We start from the raw sequence: 11,621 nt of genomic DNA, 5'->3' as shown, positions 1-11,621 counted from the left end.
TGGCCGCGCCCTCGCGTTTCATCCGTCATCGCCGCAGCGACTTACTTCACCGAGAAATCCTTGCTGGCGACCTGGCTGCCATTCAGCGAGATTTCGACCTTGTAGTTGCCGGCCGGGAAACCGCTGGGCTTGCTGATCATGAACGCAGTGGTCTCCGGGCCCATGGCATTCAGGGTCTTGCTGTCCTCATGCACGGTCTGGCCGTCCTGGTAGACCCACTTCGCCGCCAGCGTGGCGTTGCCGCTGCCGCTGGTGTCGACCGAGGCGTAGACGGTGTCGGTCGGCGCGAAGCTGGTGCCGCTGGCGAGGATCTTGTTGCCGGCGTCGACGGTCGAGCCCAGCTCGACCGAGCCGAACGTGACCGCGGCGGCAGGCATGTCGCTCGCCGGCATCCCCGTCGCCGCCGTGGCGGCAGGTGCGGGCGCCGGTGCTGTCGCGGCAGGCGGCGTGGCGGACGGAGCCGGCGCGGCCGATTCATCTTTCTTGCCGCAGGCACTCAAAGCCAGCATCGCGGCCAGCGATGCGGCGAGGATCAAGGGTTGGCGAGTCATCTTCATGGGGTACCTCCTGCTTCAGGACTGGGCGGGAATTTTCAACGTCTGGCCGGGCTTGATCCGATCCGGATCGGTCAGCTGGTCGCGGTTGGCGTCGAAAATCCGCTTCCACGCATTCGCGCTGCCATAGAAGCGCTTGGCGATCTTCGACAGGTTGTCGCCTGCCACCACGGTGTAGGTCGTGGCCGCGTCGGCGGTCGAACTGACCTGCGACTGCACGTCACTGAAATCCGCCTTGGGCGGCGCATCCGGCGCGGTGGATTTCACCCCGCCCTGCACATCGGAAAAATCCGGTTTGCTGGTCCCGTTGCTCATCGCACGCAACTCCGTCTCGGAAGAGGAGTCAGTGATAACCAGCTTGCGGTTAACGGCTTGTGATTGCGTTGCCGGAGCATTCAGCTGGGTGACCACGTATGCGCCGACGATGCCGTGGATGGCGTGGCCGGCCCGGTCGTCGGCACGGCAGCTGAAGGCGCCAGGAAGGGCATATGAACTGACCTGCAGCTATATATTCTTGATATATGAGATGCAAAGCGCGCAGTCTTCGCGTCGTGAGCGCAACCAAATGCGCTCACTTCGCGACATTCGGGGGAAATCGATATGGACGAGTTCGGACCTACCGATCTCAAGTCGATACTGCATTCAAAGCGCGCCAACATTTACTACCTGCAGCACTGCCGCATATTGGTAAACGGTGGCCGGGTCGAGTATGTAACCGATCAGGGGAAACAGTCGCTGTACTGGAATATCCCGATCGCCAATACCACGACTGTGTTACTAGGCACCGGGACTTCGGTGACCCAAGCGGCGATGCGTGAACTGGCCAGAGCCGGCGTATTGGTCGGATTTTGTGGCGGCGGCGGAACACCCTTGTTCAGCGCGAATGAGATCGATATCGAAGTCGCCTGGTTCTCGCCGCAGAGCGAATACCGGCCTACCGAATACCTACAGGCTTGGGTACGGTTCTGGTTCAACGACGACTTACGTCTCGCTGCGGCCAAAGCTTTCCAGCACGCCCGCGCCGCGCGAATCCGTGAACAGTGGCAGCAGCGCGCGTTACGGGATGCCGGCTTTTCCGTTGACGCTGGTCGTCTGGACGGACTACTGGAACGCACCCGACGTCAGATCGATCTCGCGCAGGACAATACCTGCCTACTGACCGAGGAAGCACGCCTCACCAAGGCCTTATTCAAACTCGCGGTCGACACCGTCGCTTACGGCGATTTCACCCGCGCCAAGCGCGGCAGTGGTACCGACCCCGCAAATCGCTTCCTTGATCATGGCAATTACCTCGCCTACGGTCTCGGTGCCACCGCCACTTGGGTGCTCGGCCTGCCGCACGGGCTGGCCATCCTGCACGGCAAGACCCGTCGCGGCGGCCTGGTGTTCGATGTCGCCGATCTGGTCAAGGACGCCAGCATCCTTCCGCAGGCCTTCATTTCGGCCATGCGCGGCGACGACGAACAGGAATTCCGCCGGGGATGCATCGAAGCGCTGACTCGTAGCGAATCGCTGGATTTCATGATCGATACGGTGAAAACCGTGGCACTCGACACGGCAGCGCTGGCCACATGAACATCCTGCTGATCAGCCAGTGCGACAAGCGCGCGCTGACCGAAACCCGCCGCATCCTCGACCAGTTTGCCGAACGTCGCGGCGATCGCACCTGGCAAACGCCGATCACCGAAGCCGGCCTGGACACCTTGCACAAGCTGCTGCGCAAGACTGCGCGCAAGAACACGGCGGTGGCCTGCCACTGGATTCGTGGCCGTGATCATAGTGAGTTGCTGTGGATCGTCGGCAACGCCAGCCGTTTCAATATCGAAGGTGCCGTGCCAACCAATACCACCGTGCGCAACGTGTTACGTGCTGGCGATGAGAATGACTGGCACAGCGCACAGGATATCCGCCTGCTGGCACAGCTGGCCGCGCTGCTGCACGACCTCGGCAAGGCCAGCGTGGCCTTCCAGCAACGCCTGCAAGACAGGCTCGACGAGCGCAACCGTTATCGCCACGAATGGGTTTCGCTGCGCCTGTTCCTGGCCTTCGTAGGTGGCGACGACGACGGAAGTTGGCTCGCACGGCTGGCCAGCACGGATGAAGGCAGCGAAGCAGATTGGACCGCATCGGGGCGTTATCTGCGCGACGGCCTGGATGAGAACATCGAGCGCCATCCATTTCGCAATCTCGCAGCACATGCACCGCTGGCCGCCGCGATTGGCTGGCTGATCGTCACCCATCACCGTCTGCCGGTCATTCCCGAGGCCAGGAAAGACGGCAGCGGCCAGGACTGGCTGGGAAAACGTGCGGGACGCTTCGAGCCAGCCTGGCTGGAGACACCCTTGGCAAGGGTGGCCCACGACTGGAACGAAATCGACCAACGCTCCACGCCTGCGCAAACCCAACCCTACTGGCAACTGGCTGGAGAACTACCGGCGGTTGCGCCCGAATGGCGAGCTCAGGCGCGCCGCGTCGCCAAGGCATTGCTAGATCTCAAGTCACGCCACGACGCGGATTGGCTGGGCAATCCCTATGTGATGCACCTTTCGCGCCTGTGCCTGATGCTGGCCGACCACCACTACTCCAGCCTCGGTGTAGACAAGGACGGCAAGCCGGTGGCCGAGCGCCTACGCTTCGTGCAGCGCGATCAAACCGTGTTTGCCAATACTTTGCGCCCCGGCGTGATGAACCAGTCGCTGCTGGAACATCTCCTCGGCGTAGGTCATACCGCCAGCCTGATCGCCCACGCGTTGCCCAATTTCGAACGCCACCTGCCTCGACTGGCCAACCATCGCGGCCTGCGCAAGCGCAGCAGCGATGCGCGCTTTGCCTGGCAGGACAAGGCCTTCGATGCGGCCACCAGCCTGCGCGAGGCCGCGCGCGAACACGGTGCCTTCGTCGTCAACATGGCCTCCACCGGCTGTGGCAAGACGCTGGCCAACGCCCGCATCCTCTACGCCCTGGCCGACCCGCAGTTGGGCCTGCGAGTGAGTTACGCGCTGGGCCTGCGCACCCTCACCCTGCAGACCGGGCGTAGCTATCGCCACGACCTGCATTTGAACGACGATGAGCTGGCTGTGCTGGTCGGCGGCTCGGCCAGCCGTGCCCTGTTCGAGCATTACGAAGCGAAAGCCGAGGCCAGCGGCTCGGCGTCCGTGCAGGCGCTGATCGAGGAAGACAGCCACGTGCTCTACGAGGGTAATGTGGCTGACCACCCGCTGCTCTCGCGGGCACTGGCCAACCCCGAGATTCGCAAGCTGATTTCCGCGCCGATGCTGGTGTGCACCGTCGATCACCTTGCACCGGCCACCGAATCGCTGCGCGCCGGCCGCCAGATCGCACCGATGCTGCGGCTGATGAGCAGCGACCTGGTGCTGGACGAACTGGATGATTACGACCTCGACGACCTGCCCGCGCTGACCCGCCTGATGCACTGGGCCGGCATGCTCGGCAGCCGCGTGGTGCTGTCCTCCGCGACCCTGCCACCGGCATTGGTGGAAGGCATGTTCATGGCGTATCGCGCCGGCCGTCGCCATTACCAGCGCAACCGCGGGCGCGATGGCGGCGGCAGCGAGCGGCCCGTCGAAGTACCCTGCCTTTGGACGGATGAATTCGGTTCGCCCCAGATCGAAACCCTTGCCGACGATGGGGGCTTCGCCGCCGCCCATGCATGCTTCGTCGAGCGCCGCGTGCGCAAGCTGCAATCCGCCGAACCCCTGCGCCTCGCGGAACTGCTGCCGGTCGACACCGCTGCCCAACAGCCCGAGCGCATCCATGCCGAATTCGCCAGCCAGGTGCGCGACGCCTGCCTGCGCCTGCATCGCGATCACGCCCACGCCGATCCCCTCACCGGCAAACGCGTCAGCTTCGGCCTTGTGCGCATGGCCAACATCGATCCGATCTTCGACGTGGCCAGCGCGCTTTATACACATGCCGCGCCGGAAGGCACGCGCATCCACCTGTGCGTGTACCACGCCCGCTTTCCGCTGGCGCAGCGCTCGGCGATCGAGACCATGCTTGATGCCACGTTCAATCGCCGTAACGAAGATGCGGTGTGGCAACTGCCGCAAATTCGGCACGCGCTCGATGCGCATCCCGAACCAGAGCACCTGTTCGTGGTGCTGGCCTCGCCAGTGTGCGAAGTCGGCCGCGACTGGGATGCCGACTGGGCGTTGGCCGAACCTTCTTCGATGCGCTCGCTGATCCAGCTTGCCGGCCGCGTGCAGCGCCACCGCCGCAAACCACCACAGGCACCCAACGTGCTGGTGTTCGATACCAACCTCAAAGGCATCAAGCAGCGTGATGCACGCCAGCCGGTATTCGCCCGCCCCGGCTTCGAGACCGATCGCGACCATGGCCGCTTCCTGCTGACCAGTCACAGCTTGCGCATGCTGCTGGCCGAGGATGAATACCGTCACCTCGACGCCCAGCCGCGCATTCTGCCGCGCGCCACCGAACTTCAGCCACGCGAACGCTGGGTCGATCTGGAGCAGGCACGCATCCGCGCCGCCATGCTGCCGGCACCACCGCCACCCGCCACCCGCTCGGCACGCCGTAGCGCCGCACCAGCTCCACGACTGGAACGCGATTACGCGCCCGCGGCCTGGCAACACCCGCAAGCCGCGTTGATCGGCGTGCTGCCGCAACAGCAACCGTTTCGCCACGACGAGCAGCCTGGCACCACGCTGGCATGGTTGCCCGATGAGGACGAAGACAATCTGCTTCCGCACCGCGTGGAAGACGCGCCGGGCAGCAGGCGCGGCGAGAAACTCTATGTCCCCGCCAGAGAGCTGCTTCACGAGATCACGTTGAATGTTGCACTCGGTATCAGCTGCTGGGGCGAGTTCGACCTGTCGTCACTGGTGAGTGAACAGGCCGAAGCGCAAGACCTGTCGCTCGATCTCGCCGCCCGCCGGCTCACCACCGTGGAAGTGCCATCTCTCAAAGAGAACCATCAAGGCTGGCGCTGGCACCCGTGGTTGGGTTTCACCAAATGACGCTGAGGCAGATCAATGCCAGGGATCGATCAAGGGGATGCCGCAACCTTCGAAATCACGCACATTGCGTGTGGCCAGTGTGGCTCCGTGCGAGCGCGCGATACCCGCGATCATCGCATCGAACTGCTCAACCGGACGCCCCTGAACGCGCCGCGCCGCAGCGATGGCGGCATGCGCATCGGCAGCCGCCTCATCGTAAGGCAGCACGCGTCCCGCCATGTCAACGGCAAAGATCGCCTCGACCTCCTGGTGCATGCGTGTCTTGCGCCGACCTTCGGGCAGGATCAGCACCCCGTACAACATCTCGCCGCGCGTAACGGCCGTCGTGAACAGGTTCGAGCGTGTCTGCTGCTTCAGCCATGCCACTACCCGCTCGTCCGGCTGCGGGCGCATGAACTCCGACAGCACGTTGGTATCCAGCACGATCACTCGCCGAAGTCCGGCGGATCACGTTGGGGCTCACGCGGTGGCAATTCCAGGTCGACACCCCCGAAAGGTTCCACGTGGGCGCGGATGGCGGCATACAGCGACGCACCCGAATCGTCTTCGACACGGTTCGCCAAGGCGGCCCGCAAAATGCTGCGCGCCTCCTCCTCCATCGACTGCCCGTGTCGCGCCGCCCGCAGGCGCAGGCGCGCCTTCAGATCGTCGTCCAGATTTCGAATGGTCATGGTGGCCATGGGCAAGCCCTCCAGAAGTGATTGCAACGATTGCATTGTAATCACTTCTGAGGACACGGGCTGCCTATACGGCAGCAGACGCAGACGAACATTCATCAGAGTCACTTTCTGAGCTACCTGCTCGGTAGTTGCCATAGAGAGTTTTACATTAATCAGCATCACGGTTATAAGCCACTTATAGGATGAGATCGATGCCTCTCGGTGTCAACCGATGGCTCGCGTCGCGCGCCATGAGACTGAAGTTCAGTACCTCTTAGTGCTCAAGTGGAAAATGAGGGGATGGGATGCACACTTCTACGGATCGAAAATTGCTGTTCCAGTCGGCTATCACCGGCTTTATCGAGGTCAGGCGTTCGGCCAAGCTGAAAGGCAAGGACGACGATGCCGACACGGCATCGAAGTACGACTACGCCACCTGGTTAGCCGATGCGGCGCGACGGGTGGGCCAGATCCAAGCCGTGACCCACGTGCTCAAGGCCACCCACCCGGACGCGCGCGGCAGCAGCCTGCATATCGTTCCATCCCATCTGCCGCAACACACGGAGATCGGCAGCCACATCCTGGGCATGGACTACGCCGAGGATGTGGTGGGCAACGCCGCCGCGCTGGATGTGTTCAAGCTGCTCAAGCTCGACGTCGAAGGCAAGCGTCTGCTCGACTGGATGCAAGCTGGTGATGCCGACCTGCAGGAGGCGCTCTCCGACGACGCCGAACAGGCCGAAGCCTGGATGAAAGCCTTCGCCTCGCTGGTGCGCGAGGAACCACAGCCGTCCAGTCACCCCATGGCCAAGCAGCTCTACTGGCTCACCGGTGAAGACCCGCAGGATGATGCCCACTACCACCTGCTGCAGCCGATGTTTTCCAGCTCGCTAGCCCACGCCGTACACGCCGACATTCAAAATGCGCGCTTTGGCGAAGCCAACAAGGAAGCGCGACAAGCCAAGCGCGACAACAAGCCGGCTGATGCCACCTATCACGACTACCGCGACCTCGTCGCCCGCAAGCTGGGCGGTACCAAGCCGCAGAACATCTCGCAACTGAACAGCGAACGTGGCGGCATGAACTACCTGCTGGCCTCGCTGCCGCCACCAGCGTGGAAACCGCGCGACGGCGTGAATCTGCTCAAACTCGAATCGGTATTCGACGAAAAGCGCGGCACGTTCCTCGTTTTCGATGAGGTTCGCCAACTCGTTCGCGGGCTTGCGGACTTCCTCAAGGCTGACCCGGATCAAAACAAGGAAACCCGCGACCGGGTAATGGCTTTCTTGCAAGACATTACCGAAGCGCTGTCCCTGTTCGGCGCGGACGTGCGCGGGCGTGGCGGCGCCGGTTGGACCCGGAACGCCGACTGCCATCTGCTTCTGTGCGAACAACTCTGGCTCGATCCGGAGCGTACTGAATTGCCGGAACGCGACGACCCCGAGCACCCGGATTGGCGCGAAGCCGACCTCGCCTTCAACGATGCCTATGCACGCGGCGACTGGGCCGATGAAGTAGCCACCCGCTTCGGCCTCTGGCTCAACGGCCAGTTGCGCAAGCGCAGCGACAAGCTGGCCATGCTGGGCGAAGCGGAGATGCGCCACTTTGCCAGTAACGCCATCCTCGACGTTGCCTGGCCCATCCCCCGGCAACGCCGTGCCAAGGCAGGTGCCGCATGAGCTCGCTTCCGCACTTCACCCACCTGCTGGTGTTGCCGCACCTCAAGGTGCACAACGCCAACGCCGTCTCCAGCCCGTTGACCCACGGCTTCCCGTCCATCACCGCCTTTCTGGGCCTGATATGGGCGCTGGAACGCAAGACCCGCGCGGCCGGGCTGGATCTGGAGTTCGGCGCCGTGGGCGTGGTCTGCCACGACCGCCAAGAGCAAACCTCCGAGGGCGGCTTCGTCAAAAGCTTCCGTCTCACCCGCAACCCGGTGGGCAAGGACGGCAGTACCACCGCCATCGTCGAGGAAGGCCGCATCCACCTCGACCTCAGCCTGGTGCTGGCGGTGAATGCCGGGCCGTGGGATCAGGACGCGCAGCAACGTGACCTGAAAACCATCCTCGACCTGCTGCAGGGCATGCGCATTGCCGGCGGCACGCTGTTGCCAGCCACCCAAGCGCCAACCTCGCGCCATCGCCCGTGGCTGGCCAACTTCACTGGCGACAGCGACGACCAGGCCAGGGAGTTCCGCAAGCTTCGTGCCCGCCTGCTGCCAGGCTCGGCATTGGTGGCCCGCGATGACTTGACCGATGCGCGCCTGAAGGACTTGCGCAAGCAGTCGCCGCAAGCCTCTCGTCTCGATGCGTGGCTTTCGCTTTCGCGCATCAACTGGCATTACGACACCAAGGCCAACGCCGGCAACGATGGCTGGCAAAGCGACCGCAAGAAAGGCTCGGGCTGGGTGGTGCCCATCCCGGTCGGCTACGGCGCACTGGGCGAACTGCACGACGCCGGCAGCGTGGCCAATGCGCGCGACGCCACCACGCCCTTCCGCTTCGTCGAAAGCCTGTATTCGATGGGCGAATGGATAGGCCCGCACCGCCTGCACGCACCGCAAGACCTGCTCTGGTACGCAGACAGCCGTCCCGATGAGGGGCTGTACCGCTGCCGCAACGACTATCGCTTCGTCGACACCACTCTCTGACACGACAAGGAATTCCATCATGGCCAACGAACTCAAGACCGCTTCCGTCCTCGCTTTCGAGCGCAAGCTCGATCCTTCCGATGCCCTGCTGTCTGGCGGCAACTGGGCCGCGCGCAGCGAGTCGCAGAACTGGGCACCGATCACGCTGCGCGAAAAATCCGTACGCGGCACCATCTCCAACCGCCTGAAGGGCGGTGCGCAGGACCCAGCCAAACTGGATGCCGCCATCCAGAATCCCAACCTGCAAACCGTGGACGTGGCCACCCTGCCCGCCAATGCCGACACGCTGAAGGTGCAGTTCACCCTGCGCGTGCTGGCCGGTACCGGCCAACCCTCCGCCTGCAACGATGCCGCCTACCGGCAGAAACTGCTGGCCACAGTGGGCGGTTACGTGCAGCAGCACGGCTTTGCTGAGCTGGCCCGCCGCTACGCTGTCAACCTCGCCAACGGCCGCTTCCTGTGGCGCAACCGCATCGGTGCCGAGCAGGTGGAAGTGACCGTGGCCCACATCGAAAACGGCCAATCAAAGACCAGTTGGACCTTTGATGCGCTGACCCATTCGCTGCTCGATCTCACAGTGCCTTCCGCCGAAGCCCAGCCACTGTCCGAGTTGGCCTCGCTGATCGCCGACGGCCTTGCCGACAAGGCTCGCGTGCTGCTGCAAGTCACCGCCTTCGTACGCATCGGCGCCGGACAGGAAGTGTTCCCCTCGCAGGAGCTGATCCTCGACAAGGGCTCCAGCAAGAAGAGCAAGACGCTGTACGACGTCGACGGCGTGGCCGCCATCCACTCGCAAAAGGTCGGCAATGCCCTGCGCACCATCGACACCTGGTATCCCGAAGCGGCTGCGAACGGCCCCATCGCCGTCGAGCCCTACGGTTCGGTCACCACCCAGGGTAAGGCGTACCGTCAGCCTAGGGAAAAGGCCGACTTCTACAACCTCCTCGATAACTGGATCATCAAGGACAAGGCACCGGAAGCGGAACAGCAGCATTACGTCATCGCCACACTCATTCGCGGCGGTGTGTTCGGCGAAGCAGGCTGACCGCCATGACTACGCACTACATCGACATCAGCGTCAGACCCGATCCAGAATCCAGCGCACCGCAGTTGCTCGGTGCGCTGTACAACAGGTTGCACCTCACCCTGGTGCAACATCGACTGGACAACATCGGGATCAGTTTCCCGGGCTACACCATGAATCCACGTACTTTGGGTACCACGTTGCGTCTGCACGGAAGCGACCACGCACTGCAGCAACTGACGCAAGCAGACTGGCTCAAAGGCGTACGCGATCACGTCCGCATGACCGAGATTGCCGGTGTACCGGCAGGTGCATCGCACCGCACCGTTCAACGCAAGCAATTCAAGACCAGCGCCGAGCGTTTGCGCAGGCGACGCATGCGCCGCAAGGGAGAAACGGAGGAACAAGCAGCCAAGGCCATTCCATCCAGCATGGAGCATCGCCCCAATCTTCCCTACGTATACCTGCGCAGCCACAGCACCGGACAGCCGTTCTGCCTGTTCATCACGCTCGGCCCGCTCGCTGTCGACGCGACACCCGGCAGCTTCAACAGCTATGGCCTGGGTGGAACCACGACAATCCCCTGGTTCTAACCCTTTTTCCTGCCCTGCTATCCAACAATCGAAAAATCAATGATTTGGCGGCTCGTCTCTCAATAAGGGGCAGCCGCCTTTTTTTTGCCTTTATCGCCAATTCATCAAATACTTGGCCACGTTGAGCCCTAGTTCGCTGCCGCGCAGGCAGCTCAGAAATGAATGTTGGGCGCCTCGATGGTCACCTTCGTGTTCGCTGCCGCGCAGGCAGCTCAGAAATGCGAGTTGGCGAGGTATTCGGTCGACGCCTCGTTCGCTGCCGCGCAGGCAGCTCAGAAAGGGCGCTACGCCCAGTTGCAGGCGATAAAGAAGTTCGCTGCCGCGCAGGCAGCTCAGAAAATGTGCACGCGGCCGTCCAGCATCCGCTTCACGTTCGCTGCCGCGCAGGCAGCTCAGAAAATGATCGACCCTGAAGAAATCGAGGCCATCACGTTCGCTGCCGCGCAGGCAGCTCAGAAATTGACGGACTGCGTCACGTTCGAGACGACATTGTTCGCTGCCGCGCAGGCAGCTCAGAAACGCTCGCGTAACAGGTGCACATACCGCAGCAAGTTCGCTGCCGCGCAGGCAGCTCAGAAATCATAGACGATGTGCGCCGGGTTCATCGCCTTGTTCGCTGCCGCGCAGGCAGCTCAGAAAACCGAGGTAGCCGTTCGCGCCGGCTGGCTGCAGTTCGCTGCCGCGCAGGCAGCTCAGAAATTGACATCGTGCAGGTGCCTTGCGCGGCGATGGTTCGCTGCCGCGCAGGCAGCTCAGAAATGATGCCTGCCGTCTCGAAGGCGATGGACGAGGTTCGCTGCCGCGCAGGCAGCTCAGAAAGAGAAGGCGAAGAAGAATCAGCACGTCGCTGAGTTCGCTGCCGCGCAGGCAGCTCAGAAACGGATGCGAAGCAGGCGCTGCGCATGCAGATCGTTCGCTGCCGCGCAGGCAGCTCAGAAATGACGGAAGCGCAGAAGCGCGCGTACATCATCGTTCGCTGCCGCGCAGGCAGCTCAGAAATTGTTACGGCCGAACAGTGCCGGGATCGGCGCGTTCGCTGCCGCGCAGGCAGCTCAGAAAGTACGCGCCACGCATCACCTGCGAATGGTGCAAGTTCGCTGCCGCGCAGGCAGCTCAGAAAGCGTTGCTCATGTGCGTCTTGAGC

10 protein-coding genes and 1 CRISPR repeat array (1 of these 11 only partly in view) are annotated in these 11,621 nt (G+C 63.1%); of the genes, 6 read left to right on the top strand and 4 right to left on the bottom strand.

All coding sequences use genetic code 11. The features are described 5' to 3' along the window. Nucleotides 1–41: 41 nt before the first annotated feature. Both ASG75_RS14195 and ASG75_RS14190 read right to left on the bottom strand, forming a co-directional pair. On the bottom strand, nt 42–557 hold the full coding sequence (locus ASG75_RS14195; RefSeq protein WP_056390897.1) for a hypothetical protein: 516 nt from the start codon (nt 555–557) through the stop codon (nt 42–44). Nucleotides 558–572: 15 nt separating this feature from the next. Then, nucleotides 573–869 (bottom strand): LysM peptidoglycan-binding domain-containing protein, encoded by a 297-nt coding sequence (locus ASG75_RS14190; protein WP_056390894.1) that lies wholly within the window; start codon nt 867–869, stop codon nt 573–575. Nucleotides 870–1,154: 285 nt separating this feature from the next. Between ASG75_RS14190 and cas1f the strand changes: the two genes are divergently transcribed. Continuing rightward, nucleotides 1,155–2,129, top strand: a complete 975-nt coding sequence (gene cas1f, locus ASG75_RS14185; RefSeq protein ID WP_056390888.1) for a type I-F CRISPR-associated endonuclease Cas1f — start codon at nt 1,155–1,157, stop codon at nt 2,127–2,129. Beyond that, nucleotides 2,126–5,551, top strand: a complete 3,426-nt coding sequence (gene cas3f / locus ASG75_RS14180) for a type I-F CRISPR-associated helicase Cas3f (RefSeq protein WP_056390885.1) — start codon at nt 2,126–2,128, stop codon at nt 5,549–5,551. The genes cas1f and cas3f overlap by 4 nt, the downstream gene beginning before the upstream one ends. Before the next feature lie 12 nt (nt 5,552–5,563). Here the strand turns inward: cas3f and ASG75_RS14175 are convergent, their stop codons facing one another. Together ASG75_RS14175 and ASG75_RS14170 are read right to left on the bottom strand one after the other, a co-directional pair. Continuing rightward, nucleotides 5,564–5,980, bottom strand: a complete 417-nt coding sequence (locus ASG75_RS14175; RefSeq protein ID WP_056390883.1) for a type II toxin-antitoxin system VapC family toxin — start codon at nt 5,978–5,980, stop codon at nt 5,564–5,566. Continuing rightward, on the bottom strand, nt 5,977–6,231 hold the full coding sequence (locus tag ASG75_RS14170) for a hypothetical protein (RefSeq protein ID WP_056391360.1): 255 nt from the start codon (nt 6,229–6,231) through the stop codon (nt 5,977–5,979). Before ASG75_RS14170 ends, ASG75_RS14175 begins: the two co-directional genes overlap by 4 nt. 284 nt (nt 6,232–6,515) lie before the next feature. Between ASG75_RS14170 and csy1 the strand changes: the two genes are divergently transcribed. The 4 genes from csy1 to cas6f are packed head-to-tail and all read left to right on the top strand — an operon-like array spanning nt 6,516 to nt 10,477. Next, complete coding sequence (gene csy1, locus ASG75_RS14165) at nt 6,516–7,889, top strand: type I-F CRISPR-associated protein Csy1 (RefSeq protein WP_056390880.1); 1,374 nt, start codon at nt 6,516–6,518, stop codon at nt 7,887–7,889. Continuing rightward, the gene (gene csy2 / locus ASG75_RS14160; RefSeq protein ID WP_056390877.1) at nt 7,886–8,860 is read left to right on the top strand and encodes a type I-F CRISPR-associated protein Csy2; all 975 of its coding nucleotides are present in this window, start codon (nt 7,886–7,888) and stop codon (nt 8,858–8,860) included. The genes csy1 and csy2 overlap by 4 nt, the downstream gene beginning before the upstream one ends. Nucleotides 8,861–8,879: 19 nt before the next feature. Further along, nucleotides 8,880–9,905 (top strand): type I-F CRISPR-associated protein Csy3, encoded by a 1,026-nt coding sequence (gene csy3 / locus ASG75_RS14155; RefSeq protein ID WP_056390874.1) that lies wholly within the window; start codon nt 8,880–8,882, stop codon nt 9,903–9,905. A 5-nt stretch (nt 9,906–9,910) separates the two neighbouring features. Beyond that, nucleotides 9,911–10,477, top strand: a complete 567-nt coding sequence (gene cas6f / locus ASG75_RS14150) for a type I-F CRISPR-associated endoribonuclease Cas6/Csy4 (protein ID WP_056390872.1) — start codon at nt 9,911–9,913, stop codon at nt 10,475–10,477. Nucleotides 10,478–10,608: 131 nt separating this feature from the next. Then, a CRISPR array of direct repeats spans nt 10,609–11,621; the repeat unit is 28 nt; unit sequence GTTCGCTGCCGCGCAGGCAGCTCAGAAA; it runs 8,616 nt beyond the window's last position.

It is taken from the genome of Rhodanobacter sp. Soil772, assembly GCF_001428385.1.
Taxonomy (GTDB): Bacteria; Pseudomonadota; Gammaproteobacteria; order Xanthomonadales; family Rhodanobacteraceae; genus Rhodanobacter.
The sequence above is the reverse complement of the archived record's forward strand: the minus strand, read 5'-3'. Positions and strand labels throughout refer to the sequence as shown.

Coding starts and splice junctions, on each gene's coding strand:
- csy3 (WP_056390874.1), top strand. CDS start 8,880: ATGGCCAACGAACTCAAGACCGCTTCCGTCCTCGCTTTCGAGCGCAAG.
- ASG75_RS14190 (WP_056390894.1), bottom strand. CDS start 869: ATGAGCAACGGGACCAGCAAACCGGATTTTTCCGATGTGCAGGGCGGG.
- csy1 (WP_056390880.1), top strand. CDS start 6,516: ATGCACACTTCTACGGATCGAAAATTGCTGTTCCAGTCGGCTATCACC.
- ASG75_RS14195 (WP_056390897.1), bottom strand. CDS start 557: ATGAAGATGACTCGCCAACCCTTGATCCTCGCCGCATCGCTGGCCGCG.
- ASG75_RS14170 (WP_056391360.1), bottom strand. CDS start 6,231: ATGGCCACCATGACCATTCGAAATCTGGACGACGATCTGAAGGCGCGC.
- cas3f (WP_056390885.1), top strand. CDS start 2,126: ATGAACATCCTGCTGATCAGCCAGTGCGACAAGCGCGCGCTGACCGAA.
- cas6f (WP_056390872.1), top strand. CDS start 9,911: ATGACTACGCACTACATCGACATCAGCGTCAGACCCGATCCAGAATCC.
- csy2 (WP_056390877.1), top strand. CDS start 7,886: ATGAGCTCGCTTCCGCACTTCACCCACCTGCTGGTGTTGCCGCACCTC.
- cas1f (WP_056390888.1), top strand. CDS start 1,155: ATGGACGAGTTCGGACCTACCGATCTCAAGTCGATACTGCATTCAAAG.